Below are 17,193 nucleotides of genomic sequence, written 5' to 3'. Positions count from 1 at the left end.
CCTCACATGCCACAGATATGAGGTTAGTATATCATGATTGTTCTTGTAATTCTGCCTTGGGTTTGATAAAGAAAAACACCACAACTAACATCGCAAACGATAATGAGGCGACCGTGACAAAGAGTGTCTTGTGTGAAATGCTCATTAGCCAACCGAAAAGTGGGGGGCCGAAGGCGACGCCAATAAATCGTAAGCTATTATAAAGGGAAGTAATCATCCCGCGTTGCTCACGCTCTACCGATCCGGTGATGAGTGTATTTAGACATGGGAGCAGGAGCCCTGTTCCTATCCCACTCAGTGACAATAAACCAATGAACACATACAGGTTCCCATTTAGAAAGATAGCTAGGGAGAGGGACACGACCATGGTCACGAGTCCAATATTCATGAGCCAGCGCATGAGCTTGCCGCTTTGTTTGATTTTCGCTCCAGTGGTATAGGAAGTAATGACGAGACAGAGTAGGGGGATCGCAAGGATGAGACCTTTGCGCACACCTTCAATGCTGTAAGGCTTCTCTTCCAAAATCTGCGAGAGGTAGAATAGTACACCGAATAGTATGAATAAGGTGATCGAGCCCGCTATAAATGCAGGGATGAGCCAGTGGCCTTTGCTTTTCAAAATGGCTTTAATTTGCTGCAGGTAGAGCTTAAGTGGTTCGGCTTCTTTCTCTTTGGCGGGCTCTTTAATCATGAAAATAACAGCAAGCAAAGCTAGTAAACAAAACAGTGGAAAAGCAAAAAAAGGTGCGAACCAAATGAGTAGTGCTAGAAGAGATCCTAGGATGGGACTCACTACTTTGCCGACTCCATTGGAGGCTTCGATAAGTCCGAGGGCTTTGCTGGCTTTGGGGCCTTTGTATATATCGCCAACAAGTGCCATGGCAATAGGGGCTGTACCTGCGGCTCCAAGGCCTTGTATAGCTCTGGAAGCGATAAGTAGGGGGTAGGAGTTCCAAATGGCGCCAAGCCCTGCTAGTACCCCGGCAGCGCCGTATACGATAAGTGAAGGGATAATAACCGCTTTGCGAGTGAAGCGATCCGATAAATAACCAGAAATTGGAATAATAAGGCCTGCTGTCAGTGAAAATAAGGTGATGATGAGAGAGCTTTGGAAACGTGAAATGGCCATTTTCTCTTGTAAGTCTGGTAAAATCGGAACAAGCATTGAATTGCCGAGAACTAGCACCAAAGGGATGGAGGCAAGTGCGATATATTGCCAAACGTTGCCTTTCTCGCTTGTTTCGTTCTTAGCATTGTTGGATGAGGAATCTTCTTCGTGTTCGTATATTCTCATTGGGTTGAGCGGGTTCTTCCCTCTCGGTTTCGCAGCTGTCGGTTTCATTTCAGTGGTTCCTTTCATCGCAGAGAGTAAGTTTACTTTTCCCAAATAGGATGAAAGCATACTTCAGGAATGCGATGTTGGAATTTTCGCTGCTTTGGAGATAATATAGAGAGAGTGGAGGTTGATACTGTGAAGAAGAATCTCATCGTAATTGCTTTCGTCGTTCTGCTGGCGGGCTTTGCGATTTATCAAAATGTGCGAAATGAAGATAAACAAACCCTCATGCCGAGCGAGCAAGCGGCAAAAGTGAATTTCTTAGCGCCTTCGTTTACACTGCAAGGGTTGGATGGGAAGGACTATTCAGTTGGCGGGCCTCGTGAAAAGCCGATGTTTGTGAACTTCTGGGCATCCTGGTGTGGTCCTTGTGAAGAGGAAGCGCCTGATCTGGTGAATTTGTATAAGAAATATGAGGGTAAGTTTGATCTTTATGCGGTAAATGTGACGCCGGGGGATAAAATGGACAATATTAAAAAGTTCGTGGATACTTATCAGTTTCCGTTTCCTGTACTGCTTGATAAACAGGGGGCGAATGCCGATACCTATAACGTTATTGCCATTCCTACGAGTTTTCTTATCGATAAAAATGGCGTAATCAGGGAAATTATCCATGTGCTTTCCCCGAAGGAACTCGACAAGAAGATGGCGAACCTTCTAAAAGAAGGCTGACCAAAAAAGCTGCAAGAGAGCAATGGGTGCTCTTGCAGCTTTTTCGTATGCTAACTAATGATTTACTAAGCCTAATCGCTCTTGTTGCTCTTTGTTAACAGGCTCCACGCGTTTTCTGGAGATGAGGGCATAACGTAAGCTGTCAACAAGTGCATACCAACTAGCTTCAATAATGTTGCTGGATACACCCAGTGTGTTCCATGTTGTGTTGAAATCAGTGGATTCCATAAGCACGCGAACTTTACCGGCTGTTGCATCTTTCTCGTCCAGTACGCGCACTTTATAATCAGAAAGATGAACATTCTTAATGTCCGGATAGTACTGAACGAGAGCTTTCCGTAAGGCATTGTCAAGGGCATTAACTGGACCATTACCTTCGGCCGCGGTATAGATAGTTTCACCATGGACTTTCACCTTGACAATGGCTTCGGAGACAACGGCATGATTCGCTGTTTTCTCGACAAGCATTTTAAAGGATTCTAAAGTGAAAATTTCTTCTAGTCCTTCAAAAGCTTCGCGCAGCAGAAGTTCAAGCGTAGCGTCTGCACCTTCGAATTGATAGCCTTGATGTTCCATGTCTTTAATCTTCTCGATGATTTCTTTGGTTTTCTGATGCTCTTTGTTGAAATCAAGATTAAGCTCTTGGGCTTTGACCAACACATTGCTTTGGCCAGCAAGTTCGGAAACAAGTACGCGTTGTTTATTGCCAACGTATTCGGGTTTCGTATGCTCATATGTGCTGGCATCCTTGAGAATAGCAGAAACGTGAATGCCGCCTTTGTGTGCAAATGCTGCGTTGCCAACATAAGGTTGGTTAACCGGCATATGCATGTTCGCGATCTCACTAATATATCTGGAAACAGATGTTAATGATTTCAGTTGATCCGCCGTGATAACGTCATAACCTAGTTTCAATTGTAAATTAGGGATAATTGAACTGAGGTTAGCATTTCCGCAGCGCTCTCCGTAGCCATTGATCGTCCCTTGGACTTGTCTAGCGCCAGCTTGTACGGCAGCTAAAGAGTTGGCAACACCTAGTTCACAATCATTGTGAGCGTGAATGCCGATTGGCGTAGAAACGTGCCCTGTAACTGTTGTTACGATTGCGGTGATCTCATTAGGCAATGAGCCACCGTTCGTATCGCAAAGGGTAATCCAATCTGCGCCTGCGTCTTGAGCTTTCTTAATGGTTTGCAGCGCATAGGAAGGATTATTCTTGTAGCCATCGAAGAAATGCTCGGCATCGTAAATAACTTCCATGCCGCTGCTTTTCAAAAAGAGTACGGAGTCATAGATCATATTCAAGTTTTCTTCAAGTGTCGTTTGAATCGCTGTCGTTACATGGAAATCCCATGACTTACCGAAAATCGTTGCGACTTGCGCGCCGGATTCTACGAGTCTATTCAGATTAATGTCGTCTGCGGCAATCGAATCTTTCCGTCTTGTGCTTCCGAATGCTGTAATTTTGGCGTTGGTGAAAGTCATCGTGCGTGCGCGTTCAAAGAATTCAATGTCTTTGCTGTTACTGCCCGGCCATCCGCCTTCAATATAATGAACCCCGAGCTCATCGAGCTTGCGGGCAATTTTGATTTTATCCTCTACGGATAGGGAGATACCTTCTCCTTGGGTTCCGTCTCGTAGGGTGGTATCGAAGATTTTGACTGATGTTGGCATAGGTTCCTCCTTCAAAAGCTAGCAAAGTAACTTTGGTGCATCGATATGTGAGTAGTTTCGCTTGCTTTAAAGCGCTAATGTATAATTTACGATTATAACATAAATGTAGAGCTAAAGACATCATAACGTAAAATCGTGATGCCTTGAAAGATTATTTTTTTGACATCTCAGGTTGGTTATGTTTCACTCGAGTAGACGGCTCTGAATTCTGAATCAATTATCCTGGGAGGTAATGAATATGGTGTCTGTTGAACATCATTATCCCAAGCAAGGCAGAGTCATTTTACATATTGATATGAATGCCTTCTATTGTTCGGTTCATGAAGCTGTAGAACCTGATGTGTATAAAGGGAAGCCTCTTGCTGTCGCTGGGAGTGTTGAGCTGCGCAAAGGGATCATCGTTACTTCATCATATGCAGCGCGCAAAATAGGGATCAAGACAGGCATGCAAGTTAGGCAAGCGCTAAAAATTTGTCCTGACCTTATTTTAATCAAACCTGACTTTGATCTCTATCGAAATTTCTCTCGTCGGTTTATGCAGATAGTCTATGGATATTCACCAATGGTAGAATCTATGTCTATTGATGAATGTTTTGTAGATATCACAGGATCCAAACAGTTTGGAACGCCACTAGAGATCGCAAATAGTATTCAAAAGAGAATTATGCAAGAGTTGAATTTACCATGTTCTATTGGGGTTGCACCGAATAAGTTGCTAGCTAAAATGGGCTCTGATATGAAGAAGCCGAATGGGATTACGGTTTTGCGGCTTCGAGATGTACCGAACGTGTTCTGGGATAAGCCGTGTCAGCATTTATATGGAATTGGGAAAAAAACAGCAGAGAAACTAACCAGGCTTGGGATCTTTACATTGGGTCAGTTGGCAATTGCGGATGAGACACTGTTAAGTAAACATTTCGGTGTCATGGGGGCCCATTTGAAGCGATCAGCTAATGGGATTGATACCTCGGTTGTGAATCCTGAGCAGGAGCAGAGTAAGTCTATCGGGCACACGACGACTCTGCCGCGTGATTATACGGACCGCATTGAGATTCATCGCGTCCTGCTTAATTTAGCGGATCAAGTAGCGAGAAGGCTTCGTAAACAGGAACTCATGACTTCGACGATTCAGATTACAATTCGCGATCCTGAAATGAGGACCATTACCCGTTCTCTTACCTTGCCGACGCCGACTGAGCATATGGATGATATTTATCGAACATCCTGTCAATTGTATGATCATCAGTGGGAAGATGGTAATCCTGTTCGGCTCCTCGGCATCACGCTGCAGAATCTGATTGCGAAGGAAGAATCCTACGTTCAGTTGGATTTATTCGATTACGAGAAACAGCCGCGCAGGGAGAATCTTAATAAAGTCATGGATGGACTCCGTGATAAATTCGGGGAAGGTGTCATTCTTACTGCGGGAATGATGAGTGACGATCCATCTGCCTTAATTCGAAATCACAAGGTAAGAGGAACGTCCTTGCAAATGGATCATTTGCGAAATAATCCTCTTCATAAAGACTTAGGAGAGTGAGGAGCATGGCTTATTGCTTAGGATTCGCGGGATATTCCGATAGCGGGAAAACAACATTGATAGCTAGGCTTCTCGTTGAAATGAAATATCGCGGCCATCGAATTGGGGTAATGAAACACGATGCCCATGGACACTATAAGGAAGTGCAAGGCGCTGATTCCACCGTTTTTGTCGAGAGGGATGCCGACGTTGTGGTTACTATTTCTCCGAATGCCTTACATGTCTATGAGAAGATGGAGTCTCCCTGTCTGGAAGAACAATTAGCAGCGTATGACCATCTTGATTATATTTTTATTGAAGGGTTCAAGAAGGAAAAGCATCCAAAAATAGGTGTTTATCGTACAATAGAACAAAAGGAATTATTAAAAGGATTGGCTCCAAGCTTAATTGCGGTTGCAACTGATCTCACAAATGTAGATGATGATTTGGCGCTTCCGCGATTAAATTTGAACGATATCCGCGGAATTGCAGACTTCATTGAGCAGTTTTTCGTGAATTGTCAATTTTAAGGTTTGAACTTTGTCCGTATTTATATTATATTTTACAATGAGGATAATTAGAGGAGGAGTAGAAAACATGGCTAAGTATACATTTGTTGATAAAGATACGTGCATCGCTTGCGGCGCTTGCGGAGCTACAGCTCCAGATATCTATGATTACGATGATGAAGGTTTGGCAGAAGTGATTTTTGAAGGCGATGGGAACAAAGGGGTTACTGAAATTCCTGATGATCTTTTTGATGATCTACAAGATGCTCAAGATGGCTGCCCAACAGACTCCATTAAAGTTGCGGATTCACCTTTTAGCTAATCATAATTTCAAAATCATTTTGTGGAATACCGCATAATGTCGAAAGAGCTCGTTTCCTGAGAGGGAACGGGCTCTTTTTTTGATGAAATGATGGGAAATTTGTAACAATTTATTGCCAATTCACAGTTAGCATCTTACAATGAAAGGAGTAAACTCGGGGAGGATTATATGGGTAAGAAGAAATGGATTAAGACTTTAGTAGTAGGACTCTTGTTGATGGTGTTTTCGACATATTTCTACACGGTGAACTCTAGTGGTTTATTTTATTTTGTAGAAGGCCCTCTCCAAGATACTTTGCGTGGTGCAAAGTCGTTGGATGAGCGTCAGCCGGATGATCGGATTAAGATTGTTAAAATCGATGAGAAATCCCTATCTGCCATCGGAAAGTTTCCGTGGGATCGAAGTACATATGCACAAGTAATAGAGAAGTTAGAACAGTCGGGTGCAGCGGCTATTGGGATTGACGTTGTGCTTGCTGAGCCATCGAAGAATCCAGCAGATGATAAAGCGTTAGCTGATGTGCTAGCGAAGTATTCCAATATTATTTTGCCCGTACAGATTAATTATCCCTCCAAACAACAGTCAGCAGGCGAACTAGTTCCTGAGAGAATTGATTATCCCTCCTCAACCCTAACAACCAAAAGAGACCAAATGGCCCATATCAATGTATTTGTTGATAAGGATGGCAAAGCACGTAAACTGCCTGTCGGTTTGCCTGATGAGAAAGGTACGTACATACCTGCATTCAGTGTCGCGCTCGCAAATTTTGTTTTGGATGACAATGAAAAGGTAAAGCGTGATGGAGCAACTGGAGAATGGAAGCGTGGTAACGTAGTCTTACCAACGAATGATAGAAATCAAGTGACGACAGAGTTCTTCACACAGCCTCGACAAAAGGTTGATGCGACGACAGGTTATGAGTTGCTATCCTTTGTTGATGTACTGAATAGTACAAAACCACTGCCACTAAAGGGCAGCATTGTACTGGTGGGTCCATTTGTTACGGCCATGCAGGATGAATACCCAACACCAATCTCCTCGGTTAAAATGTTCGGGATTGAAATTCATGCCAATATGATTCAAACGTTACTAGAGAGTGTATTCTTCAAAGATGTATCGAAATCAGCTGGAATTGCTATTATTTTGTTAATATCTTTGTTAGCTATATTTTTATTCGAAAAATTCAATGGGAAGACGGCCTTGTTCATTTTCCTAGGAATTTTCGTTGCATATGGCATAGTGTGGCTAGGATTCTATAGTATCGGTTCTACATTCTTACCGCTGGTGTATCCACAATTTGCACTAGTAACGATCTATGTATGGTCGCTAGTCAGCCATTACTTAGAAGAACGCAAAGAACGGAATCGGGTTACTGGTATATTCGGGCGATTCGTTTCCAAAACCGTTGTAGACGAGCTGCTGCAGTCCGGTGAAGATGTAAAGCTTGGCGGAAGTCGCAAGGACATTTCATTAATATTTGTTGATATTCGTGGATTTACACCGATGTCGGAACGACTAGAGCCGGAACAGGTCATTCAAGTGTTAAATGAATATCTAGATGTCTGTACGAAAGCTATCTTTAAGTTTAATGGTACGTTAGATAAATTCATTGGTGATGGCGTTATGGCGATGTTTGGCGCACCGATTGAGTATGAGAATCATCCTGAAATGGCTGTTCGCGCTGCGATTGAGATGAAGTCTCAAGCGGATATTCTAGAACAGAAACTAATTAAGAATTATGGCATCGGTGTGAAATTCGGATTAGGTATCAATAGTGGTCCTGCGGTTGTTGGTAATATCGGTTCTGAAGATCTGCGGTTGGATTATACAGCCATTGGAGACACCGTTAACTTATCAGCACGATTAGAATCTAATGCGAAGCCAGGGCAAATTTTGATTAGTGAGCAGACTTATGAGCGTGTCAAAGGTCTTTTTGAGATCGAGTCCATCGGTGAAATTAAAGTAAAAGGGAAAGAAAAACCGGTTGCAGTTTATGAAGTTATTGGCCATATAAAGAAATAAAATTGCTGGGAGGCATGCGGAGTGGGAATGACCAAGAAATCATTTATATCAGTGTTATTAAGTTTTAGCTTAGTGTTTAGTTTAGTTTCTGTGTTGTTGGTAAAACCAGTGGATGCAAAGACGGTCCGGGTAGCCATTATTTCGGCTTTGTCTGGTGACGTCACGATTAAAAAAGGCGGCGGTTCGAAAACGTATGACGCTTATGAAAATATGAGCTTAAACCAAGGAGATACCGTTTATACAGGGGCTGGCTCTTCGGTAACACTTAACTTAGCTAGTGGCGATGCTGATGTTACATTAGGTGACAACGCCGAACTTAATGTATCTGATCTCAATTCTGCTAACGGGAATAAGAAGTCCAAGCTGAAAGTTTGGGCCGGTTCCATGTGGGTCAAAGTTAAATCATTGGCTGGTGCAGATGATGAGTTTGAGGTTGAAACGCCAACTGCGGTAATGGGTGTACGCGGAACGCAATTCTTCGTTTCCGTTGATCCTGTTTCTGGTAAAACCAAAATGGCTGTAGGCTCAGGTAGAGTATCTGCTTCCACTGTAACGTCCAGCTCTGAAGAGACACAAACCACAACCATTACCTACGTGAACCCAACGCAAGAAATTTCTTTGGATTCTAGAGGAGAAACCAATGATCTGGACTTGAAAGTGGAGTTCTTCGACCTAGAGGATTTCATTAAAAATGCTTCACCAGAAATTATTAAAGAATTAATCCTTAATAAAGCAGAAATAGATAAAGAAAACGATGAGTTCATTGCGAAAAAGCAAAAAGAAATTACAGATGGCACGTCTACGAATGATAAAAATTCTTTGAGTATTACAAATCAGTCTGACCTCGACAAAGTAAAACAAAACTTAGATAATCTCATTGGTAACGTTGCTAAGCAAGCTATTGCGAGCAGTAAGCTCGATCAAAAAACGGTTGACTTAATTATTGCTGAGGTCAATAAAAAAATCGATTCAACTGATAAGAAGCTTGATCTATCTAAGGTGAAGCCGTTGGATAAAACAGCAGGTGTTGATCCTGAATTAGAGAAGAAAAAGCAAGAAGAACTTAAAAAGCTTGAGGAAGCAAAGTTAAAGAGTAAGCTTGAGAAGGAAAAGGCAGAAGCTGCTGCTAAGCAGAAGCTTGCAGATGCTCTGAAAAAGCTAGAGGATGAGAAGAAGAAAATTGCTGAAGCGAAGCTAGCTGCAGAAGCGAAGGCAAAGGCTGAGGCGGCAGCGCAGTTGAAAGCTGGTATGACTAAGGATGAGTTAGATAAATTTAATGCCGCTGCTGATTCGAAGAAAGATACTACAACGCAACCAGGTACAGGTAACAATAACGGTGGTGATGAAGACACCAGCACGCCAGCACCAGCACCAACACCAGTTGTCAGTATGGAAGTTGTGGATACAGTCGTTGAGCCAAATCCGAATGTAGAAGGTCCTTCATATACACGCTTTAATCTCAATATCAATATGACTGATTTCATCGATAGCTATGGTAAGGGCATCTATGGAGTAGAAATCCATTTACTGTATGGTTTCAATGCTCATTATAATTATCATTCTGAGGTACCGTTTACTGCCAATTCAACAATATTTACTAATCCACTTACAAGTGCTGATTATATCAGAGCCTATGAATCGCAAGGCCCACAGAACGAACTTGTATATGCAGTGACCAATTTTGGGAGTGTGCCCAATAACTCAGTTACAGGAACGAAAAGGCTAGTAAGTATTCCAATGGAAACTTATGGGGCAACAACGATAACTGTTGGTAAAATTGTAATTGTTCGCAAGCAGACTAATGGTGAAGTCGAAAATATTAGTGTTCCAATAACAAATATTCCATCGAAGTCAGTGGGCACTGGGACACCTATGCCAAATATCGATTTTCCACCAGCGTAGTATTCGAACTCATTAAGTTTACCAGTTGAATTAAAGGAGATTCCAATGAAACCCTTAAAACATATCTTATTTTCAGGCGTAATTGCAGCCACATTAATCGGAGGCACGTCTGCTTTGGCTGCTGGCTTAGATGCGGACGGTTTGAAGTCGGGCACAGGGCAAATTCTATCCGACGTTTCGACTCTTGCAGGTATTGGTGAATTCGAAGATACAGATGGCGCTGCCTTGCAGGCAGCCTTCCGTTCACCGGGAAGTGTGCTTCAACTCGCTGACGGAAGTATTCTCATCGCGGATACGCGCAACCATGTGATTCGCAAATTGAAAGATGGTCAAGTAACCACTTTTGCGGGTCCTGCTCTTGCTGTTGTAAAAAATGCACAAGGCTTCCCGACCGGCGGTCTCCTTGATGGGAAGGCGTCTGAAGCTTTCTTTAACGAGCCGATGGGTCTAGCTCTGGATGCGAAAGGGAATGTCTACGTGGCGGATGCTGGCAATCATGCTATTCGCAAAATCGACGTAAATGGGATTGTCTCTACAGTTGCAGGAAATGGGATTCCTGGTAACAAAGACGGCAACGGTTCAGAAGCTACTTTCAATCATCCAAGTGATATTGCGGCTAGCGCTGATGGCACTCTCTATGTGGCTGACTCGCTCAATCATACTATTCGTAAAATCGCAGGAGATGGTCGCGTTACAACGCTTACGGCGGCTACTACGCGGGTTATCCAGGTTCGTCCAGGTGAGGCTTCATTTGCTGGAGAATATCACGATGGAAGCCTCTCTACGGCGACATTTAATGAACCTTCCGGACTAGCTCTGGATGGCAAAGGCAATCTATACGTCAGTGATACAGGAAATCAGCGTATCCGTTATATAGATTTGGATGCTGGCAAAGTATCGACGGTAGCTGGATCTACACCAACTGTTAGTGCTTCTGCGATCTATGGGAAGAACGAGTTATATGCAGGTGGTGATTATGCGGATGGAGAAGCATTAAAAGCGAAGTTCGACTTCCCTAAAGGTTTGACAGTGACCTCGGAGGGTGGCTTACTCATCGCGGATAGTCTGAATCATTCCGTGCGTTATTTATTAAATGGTCAAGTAACTACGATAGCAGGTACGCCTCAAACCGGTGAGGCAGATGGTGTTGAGCAATCCGCAGCATTCTATAATTCGTCAGACGTACTGGTGTCAACACAAGGTAATCTAGTTGTAGCTGATGCATCCAATAACAAAATCCGCAAAATTACACCGTATCAATTGCCTGAGACGGTTTCAAATGATGGACAAGTGAAGGTAGTCAGCGGTAACAAACTTATTTCCTTCGATGCGCAACCTGAAATTCAAGATGGGCGTACAATGGTGCCGGTACGTGCGATTAGTGAAACTTTTGGCTATAAAGTGACTTATGTCGAACGGGCTGGTAAATCAGTCGTACAGCTCTCCAAAGGTGACCTGACGGTAGAGTTAACCATTGGTGAATCGGGGATCACACGTATGCAAGCAGGCCTGCCAGATTTGAAAGTGGAGACAGATGTAGCGCCTTATGTGAAGCAAGATCGTACTTACGTGCCTGTCCGTTTCTTCGCTGAACAGATTGGGTTGGATGTGCAGTGGCAGGCAGAGGTTCAAACGGCAATTTTACGCGTGAAATAGACAAATAAGTAAAGTGAGGCTTGGCAGGGGTGTTCCCTGACCAAGTCTTTTTTTATTGGGACTTCAACTTTGTGCCTCGATTGCCGATAAAAACGGAGAATAGTGGAAATCGGACTGGGGGACTGAGAGCTTGAAATCGAATAATCAAAGGGATCAGGTGACAAAATTCTTCCAACATAATCCGATCGAGGATCCTCTGTATCTCAAGAAATATGTTAAAGAGCATCCCGATCACAAAATGGCGTGGTATTTACTAGGCAGAGAGTACACGGCTCAGGGGAAAGCGGGTAAGGCGGCGTACTGTTTTGCACAGGCCGGGGAAATATATGAAGCATTTGAGCAACAAAAAATAGTATTGGAAGAGCCTTTGCCTCTTAACTTGACGAATCCGAAGTTGTTAAAAGAAGCAGCAGCGGTCGAAGCTCGCCAATCCCAATCACGTAGAAGGCGGAAATGGCTACCATATCTAATGATGTTCATTCTACTGTTGCTTCCTGCTGGGATGGATCTTGCTAAATCAGATGGGTTGGAACGTATGTTCGATTCAGCGGAGCAACCAGTAGCTGGAGGTGCGGTTGGGACGCATACAGAGATTCAGGTGGATAATCCCGGATTAAAATTGTATTTCTCTGATGGGGATTGGGGGAAAAAGCTGCAACAAATCCTACAACCTCCTGTTAGAAGGACAGGGGAATCTGTGATTATGGATGCCCCCCCTAGTAAAGATGGCCAATGGAAAGAATGGTATCGATCCGTCAGTCCCTTGCTTAGCGTTGAGCATACAGGGACAGTGGGGAATCAAGCTGTATTAAAGTATTATCAGGCACAAATATGCGCTTGTGAGGTGGTAGATAGCTCAAAGCTAGTGCCTATCATTCAAGCTTGGATGCATGATCGCGAAGAAGCGATTATTTTGCAAAGTGCAATACAGGCATACCAAAGCAAAACTGGTGGTTTACCGGATATTCCCCAGCAATTGACGATGCCATATCCAGATAATCTGTTGCCAGGGCTTACGCCACAAATGAAAGAGGCATTCCCTGCTGCGTTGCAAAAGGTGGCTGAACTTTCAAGTGGAAAAGCACCGAAGGTGCCGAATGTAACGGGAGGGACCACTGCTGAACACACTCAGCAATTGAACGAAGAGAAGGTGCTTGCAGCAAGCAGCTCTCAGTCTAATGCCTCGCCAGATCCGTTTAAAGAGCCGCTTAGGATTGTTATTGATACCGAACAGCATCAGTTGGCGGTTGTGAGTGGAGATTTCATTCTGAGGCGATATCCGGTAGGTCTTGGTGGGAATAAAACACCGGAAGGGGATTTTATAATCAGTGAAAAAGTGCGGAATCCGAATGGTAGATCGAATGGGGAGTTCGGCAGCCGCGGAATGACATTGTCAGATACACTCTATGCCATACATGGGACGAATAAGCCTTCGAGCGTAGGCAAGGACGAGTCGCATGGATGTGTTCGTATGTTGCAGAAGGATGTGGAAGAGTTATATAACATGGTTCCCGGGCAAACGAAAGTGACAATTGGGAAAGGAGTGTTACCTCCCTCTGTAACGGGTGAAGGTATGGGTGCTGGTGGTGGAATACCTCAACAAGCAATCGGTTTGCCTCTGGAGACGAAGGATAACAATCCGAATAAGAAATATAAATGGCTGGATTGAAAAAAAGGAGGTGCAAGTGTATGCTTGCCTCTCCTTTTTTGGTTTAAGGGATAATAATTTGACATATGTAATTGCTGCAAGTTTTTCCTTGACAATCATATAGAAAGCGATTACAATTCGAAATGTGAAGTTTTCAATCACTTTAAATGAATCATTTGTTCAAAATGAGCAGTAAAGTCATAAGTATGATAACTACTAAGAAAACCGATCCTGTCCAGTAAATCGCTTTCAAATTAATTTCGTTTTTCTGTCTGCGCGAAGCGGTCACTGGTTTGCGTTTGGCCATAAGAATCACCTTTTCCATTAGGATTAAACGAGATGATTCTATCATATCATAAGAATGCGCATACAATGAATAAGAATTATGAGTGGTCTCAAAAAGAGTATTGACGTTCATGTCATTTTATTGTAAGATTTAGTCACATAGAACGCTTGAACTAATTGAATATGTCAGTTTTAATAACATGTTACCGCAAGGGCATTAGTTATTAGAAGGAATGCAAGTTTTCTTCTATAACTATGCCCTTTTTCTTTTGCCAATTTCCAAGCATGAAAGGGGTTGATCGCGCAAACGAACAAGAGTTAAACTACCCGGGTACACGCTTCACCAATAAATAAGTAGATGAATTAAAAAAGGGAGAAGATGATCACATGAACATGAAAAAATGGTCAACAATTGGTTTGGCAACGTCAATGGCACTCGTAGCTGCAGGTTGCGGTAAATCCACGCCAGCAGAAACTACAAAACCAGCAGCATCTGTTGCTCCGACAACGGCAGCTTCCGCGGCACCTACTGCAGCAGGTTCAACTAAACTTACTGGTGATTTCGAAATCCAATACTTTGTTGGCGGCTACGGCGACAAATGGTGGAAAAAAGTTATTGCTGATTTCCAAGCGAAAAACCCTGATTTGAAAATTAAGGAAAGTGCGGGACCAAAAATCAACGAGCAAATGAAACCCCGTTGGATCGCTGGTAACCCACCTGATTTCGTATACATCGATGGACCTGAATTGTTCGATCGTCAAATGGTGACAGACGGACAACTCGAAGACTTGACGGACTGGATCAAAGACGCTAAAAACGTGGATGGCGAGAAAATCATTGATTTGCTTGCACAGAAGCCACAACAATTTGACGGCAAAACGTACAATATTCCTTTCGTAATGAGCTCATGGGGGATTTTCTATGACAAAGCTCTTTTCAAAGACAAAGGTTGGGCTGAGCCGAAAGACTTCGAAGAGTTCTTGGCTGTAAGTGAGAAAATTAAAGGCGCTGGCATTAATCCATTCATTCACACTGGCAAATATCCGTACTACATCAACGGCGGCGTATTGCTTCCAGCGATCGTATCTGCAAACAACAATGATTACAAATTGCTGCAAGATATGTCCACAAACAATCTTGAAGCTTGGAAAAACCCAGCAATCATCAAAGGTCTGAACAAAATCGTTCAAATGCGTGACAAAGGCTACATCGACAAAGCATCCGTACAAATCAACCACACGGATTCCCAATCCTTGTTCCTTCAACACAAAGATGCCTTTATCCCGAACGGTCTATGGTTGCCTAACGAAATGGCGAAAGACGTTCCTGGTGGTTTCGACTTCGGCTTCATTCCATCCATCACACAAGACAAAGGTGGAAAAGTTGTAGCTAACACGTCCACTTCTACTTTCGGAATTGCGAAAAAAGCGAAAAATAAAGAAGCAGCAAAAGCATTTATGCAATTCGTGTTCTCTAAGACACAAGCTTCTCAATGGGCTGAGCTAAGTGGTGCTCCTTCCAATGTTAAGGGTGACATCTCATCTTCCAAAGCTCCTAACTTCGTAAAGGATGCTGCGAAGTTCTTGTCTTCCCCTGACACTATCGTTGTACCAACCGTTTCTTTCGCTGCTGACGTAGACAAGGCGATGCAAGATGCAACAGTTGCTCTGACAATCGGCACAATTACACCTGAACAATGGGTAACTCGTGTATCTGATGTTGTAGCCAAACAAAAGAAATAGGAACTGAATGAAGCAGTGCGGAGAACTTCAAGGGCTAAGCTGCCTATGGCGTTCTCCGCCATTTTAATGATAGGACGGTGACGATAGAATGAAGACCAACTCGAAAAAAATGAAACGGAATTTGTTCATCGCTTCATTCATCATTCCGACTTTTCTTTTCTTCTGCGTATTTACGATTTATCCCGTTATACAAGCCTTACAGAAGTCTTTCTATGATTGGTCAGGGATGTCTGAAAATAGCGAGTTTATTGGTTTTGACAACTTCGTTGAACTATTTAAAGATCCGATTGTACTTAGAGCCATTGGGAATGACTATTTTCTAGTTGTCGGTAAAGTCATTGGAATTATGATTCTGGCGACGTTCTTCGCCGTGGCGTTAACAAGATTTAACCTGAAGGGTTCCAGTTTCTTCCGAGCGATCTTCTTTATCCCGAATGTCATTTCAGTCGTTGTTATCGGCGTACTTTGGAATTTCATTTACAATCCGCAAATCGGATTCTTGAATGCTTTCTTGTCACTTTTTACAGAGAAAAAGGTAGATATTACTTGGCTGGGATTTCCTCAGCATACGATCTGGATGCTTCTGCCACCTACCATATGGGCGGGCATCGGCTTCTATATGATCCTAATGATTGCTGCAATCGTGAATATTCCTGCTTCTTATTATGAGGCAGCTAATATAGACGGAGCTGGTCAAGGGGCGCAATTCCGCCATATTACCATGCCGCTCATCTGGGAGCAGATTAAGGTTTCCATCGTTAATATTGTAATTACAACGCTTAACGGTTCCTTCGTTATTGTTCAATTAATGACCAACGGGGGACAACCAGATAATACAACGCAAGTTATGGGTTCTTATCTGTATCGGATGGCTTTTCAACAGTATCATTTCGGTTATGGAGCGGCCATTGGTGTCATGATTCTTATCGTGTCACTCATTACGACACTGATCTTGCAACGTATCATGCGCCAAGAAACCATCGAAATGCACTAAGTCATCATAGACCAAGATACTGAAGGAGGGAACCATGTTATGACTGTCAAAAATCCATTAGCGAAAATGTTAGTGTGGATCATTCTAATCATATGGAGTGTTGCGGTGCTCTATCCATTGGTATGGACGTTGCTCGATGCGCTCAAAAATAATGAACAATTTTTCTTAAATGCTCCATGGGCATTGCCTAAATTCCCATTGCTATGGTCAAACTTCTCGTATGTGTGGAGTAAATACAACTTCAGCACCTACTTCCTCAACTCTATCGTGGTGACGGTAGGAAGTACGCTACTGGGTATGATCTTAGCAGCAATGACGGCATATATTCTGGCGAGATATGATTTTAAAGGGAATAAAATTCTCTTTACGATATACATCTCCTCGATGATGATTCCGTTCGCACTTGCATTGATTCCTTTGTTCTTTCTATTGAATGATTTGCACCTCATTAATACTTGGCTGGGGCTTATCCTCGTCTATGCGGCACTCAACTTGCCATTCGGGATCTTCTTGCTCGTTGGGTTCTACAAATCACTGCCCAAAGAAATTGAAGAAGCTGCAATTATTGATGGAACTTCTCACTATGGCACGTTCTTCCGCGTTATGTTACCATTGTCACAGCCAGGTCTGATTACGGTTATGATTACGAACATGTTGAATAACTGGAATGAATACTTCCTTGGGGTCGTTCTTACGAATGAGCCGACGAAGTACACGCTTCCAATTGGTCTCGCTGTTATGCAGGCAGAGATGCAATATCGGGTAGAATGGGGTCCATTATTCGCAGGATTGCTGATCACGACATTGCCGACATTGATCGTATATATGATATATCAACGCCAGATTGCAAGCGGGATTACAGCTGGAGCTGTGAAATAACGGTATATGGAAATGCATAGAAAAAACACCTT

General features: G+C 43.1%; 14 protein-coding genes. 11 read left to right on the top strand and 3 right to left on the bottom strand.

Going from position 1 to position 17,193, the window contains the following annotated elements; translation table 11 throughout:
* Positions 1 to 31: 31 nt before the first annotated feature.
* Positions 32 to 1,294: an MFS transporter gene (locus A8708_RS03435; protein ID WP_420848526.1), complete on the bottom strand. Its 1,263-nt coding sequence runs from the start codon at positions 1,292 to 1,294 to the stop codon at positions 32 to 34.
* Positions 1,295 to 1,471: 177 nt separating this feature from the next.
* Between A8708_RS03435 and A8708_RS03430 the strand changes: the two genes are divergently transcribed.
* Positions 1,472 to 2,008: a TlpA family protein disulfide reductase gene (locus tag A8708_RS03430; protein ID WP_068662120.1), complete on the top strand. Its 537-nt coding sequence runs from the start codon at positions 1,472 to 1,474 to the stop codon at positions 2,006 to 2,008.
* A gap of 54 nt (positions 2,009 to 2,062) precedes the next feature.
* Here A8708_RS03430 and cimA read toward each other — a convergent pair whose 3' ends face one another.
* Positions 2,063 to 3,682: a citramalate synthase gene (cimA, locus tag A8708_RS03425; protein WP_068662119.1), complete on the bottom strand. Its 1,620-nt coding sequence runs from the start codon at positions 3,680 to 3,682 to the stop codon at positions 2,063 to 2,065.
* A 238-nt stretch (positions 3,683 to 3,920) separates the two neighbouring features.
* Between cimA and A8708_RS03420 the strand changes: the two genes are divergently transcribed.
* The 7 genes from A8708_RS03420 (at position 3,921) to A8708_RS03390 (ending at position 13,281) form a co-directional block, all read left to right on the top strand.
* Positions 3,921 to 5,222: a DNA polymerase IV gene (locus A8708_RS03420; protein WP_068662118.1), complete on the top strand. Its 1,302-nt coding sequence runs from the start codon at positions 3,921 to 3,923 to the stop codon at positions 5,220 to 5,222.
* A 5-nt stretch (positions 5,223 to 5,227) separates the two neighbouring features.
* Entirely contained in the window at positions 5,228 to 5,731 is a 504-nt protein-coding gene (gene mobB, locus A8708_RS03415; protein WP_068662117.1) for a molybdopterin-guanine dinucleotide biosynthesis protein B, read from the top strand.
* A 67-nt stretch (positions 5,732 to 5,798) separates the two neighbouring features.
* Complete coding sequence (locus A8708_RS03410) at positions 5,799 to 6,032, top strand: ferredoxin (RefSeq protein WP_068662116.1); 234 nt, start codon at positions 5,799 to 5,801, stop codon at positions 6,030 to 6,032.
* 168 nt (positions 6,033 to 6,200) lie between these two features.
* Positions 6,201 to 8,054, top strand: a complete 1,854-nt coding sequence (locus A8708_RS03405) for an adenylate/guanylate cyclase domain-containing protein (protein ID WP_068662115.1) — start codon at positions 6,201 to 6,203, stop codon at positions 8,052 to 8,054.
* A 27-nt stretch (positions 8,055 to 8,081) separates the two neighbouring features.
* Positions 8,082 to 9,956, top strand: coding sequence for a FecR family protein (locus A8708_RS03400; RefSeq protein WP_157264525.1), 1,875 nt, complete (start codon positions 8,082 to 8,084; stop codon positions 9,954 to 9,956).
* 45 nt (positions 9,957 to 10,001) lie between these two features.
* On the top strand, positions 10,002 to 11,612 hold the full coding sequence (locus A8708_RS03395; RefSeq protein ID WP_082927243.1) for an NHL domain-containing protein: 1,611 nt from the start codon (positions 10,002 to 10,004) through the stop codon (positions 11,610 to 11,612).
* A gap of 130 nt (positions 11,613 to 11,742) precedes the next feature.
* A complete protein-coding gene (locus A8708_RS03390) occupies positions 11,743 to 13,281 on the top strand; it encodes a L,D-transpeptidase family protein (protein ID WP_068662112.1) in 1,539 nt (512 codons plus the stop codon).
* Positions 13,282 to 13,432: 151 nt separating this feature from the next.
* On the opposite strand, the gene A8708_RS36725 is transcribed toward A8708_RS03390, so the two are convergent.
* The gene (locus tag A8708_RS36725; RefSeq protein WP_275667862.1) at positions 13,433 to 13,567 is read right to left on the bottom strand and encodes a hypothetical protein; all 135 of its coding nucleotides are present in this window, start codon (positions 13,565 to 13,567) and stop codon (positions 13,433 to 13,435) included.
* A 365-nt stretch (positions 13,568 to 13,932) separates the two neighbouring features.
* Here A8708_RS36725 and A8708_RS03385 point away from each other — a divergent pair, with 365 nt between their 5' ends.
* The 3 genes from A8708_RS03385 to A8708_RS03375 all read left to right on the top strand — a co-directional run bounded on the left by A8708_RS03385 (position 13,933) and on the right by A8708_RS03375 (position 17,161).
* The gene (locus A8708_RS03385; RefSeq protein ID WP_068662111.1) at positions 13,933 to 15,288 is read left to right on the top strand and encodes an ABC transporter substrate-binding protein; all 1,356 of its coding nucleotides are present in this window, start codon (positions 13,933 to 13,935) and stop codon (positions 15,286 to 15,288) included.
* Between the two features lie 88 nt (positions 15,289 to 15,376).
* Entirely contained in the window at positions 15,377 to 16,282 is a 906-nt protein-coding gene (locus tag A8708_RS03380) for a carbohydrate ABC transporter permease (protein ID WP_068662110.1), read from the top strand.
* Between the two features lie 39 nt (positions 16,283 to 16,321).
* Complete coding sequence (locus A8708_RS03375) at positions 16,322 to 17,161, top strand: carbohydrate ABC transporter permease (protein ID WP_068662109.1); 840 nt, start codon at positions 16,322 to 16,324, stop codon at positions 17,159 to 17,161.
* Positions 17,162 to 17,193 lie beyond the last annotated feature (32 nt).

Source organism: Paenibacillus oryzisoli, from assembly GCF_001653565.1.
Lineage (GTDB): Bacteria > Bacillota > Bacilli > Paenibacillales > NBRC-103111 > Paenibacillus_E > Paenibacillus_E oryzisoli.
The sequence above is the reverse complement of the archived record's forward strand: the minus strand, read 5'-3'. Positions and strand labels throughout refer to the sequence as shown.

Coding starts and splice junctions, on each gene's coding strand:
- A8708_RS03435 (WP_420848526.1), bottom strand. CDS start 1,294: ATGAGAATATACGAACACGAAGAAGATTCCTCATCCAACAATGCTAAG.
- cimA (WP_068662119.1), bottom strand. CDS start 3,682: ATGCCAACATCAGTCAAAATCTTCGATACCACCCTACGAGACGGAACC.
- A8708_RS03420 (WP_068662118.1), top strand. CDS start 3,921: ATGGTGTCTGTTGAACATCATTATCCCAAGCAAGGCAGAGTCATTTTA.
- mobB (WP_068662117.1), top strand. CDS start 5,228: ATGGCTTATTGCTTAGGATTCGCGGGATATTCCGATAGCGGGAAAACA.
- A8708_RS03410 (WP_068662116.1), top strand. CDS start 5,799: ATGGCTAAGTATACATTTGTTGATAAAGATACGTGCATCGCTTGCGGC.
- A8708_RS03405 (WP_068662115.1), top strand. CDS start 6,201: ATGGGTAAGAAGAAATGGATTAAGACTTTAGTAGTAGGACTCTTGTTG.
- A8708_RS03400 (WP_157264525.1), top strand. CDS start 8,082: ATGACCAAGAAATCATTTATATCAGTGTTATTAAGTTTTAGCTTAGTG.
- A8708_RS03395 (WP_082927243.1), top strand. CDS start 10,002: ATGAAACCCTTAAAACATATCTTATTTTCAGGCGTAATTGCAGCCACA.
- A8708_RS36725 (WP_275667862.1), bottom strand. CDS start 13,567: ATGGCCAAACGCAAACCAGTGACCGCTTCGCGCAGACAGAAAAACGAA.
- A8708_RS03385 (WP_068662111.1), top strand. CDS start 13,933: ATGAACATGAAAAAATGGTCAACAATTGGTTTGGCAACGTCAATGGCA.
- A8708_RS03380 (WP_068662110.1), top strand. CDS start 15,377: ATGAAGACCAACTCGAAAAAAATGAAACGGAATTTGTTCATCGCTTCA.
- A8708_RS03375 (WP_068662109.1), top strand. CDS start 16,322: ATGACTGTCAAAAATCCATTAGCGAAAATGTTAGTGTGGATCATTCTA.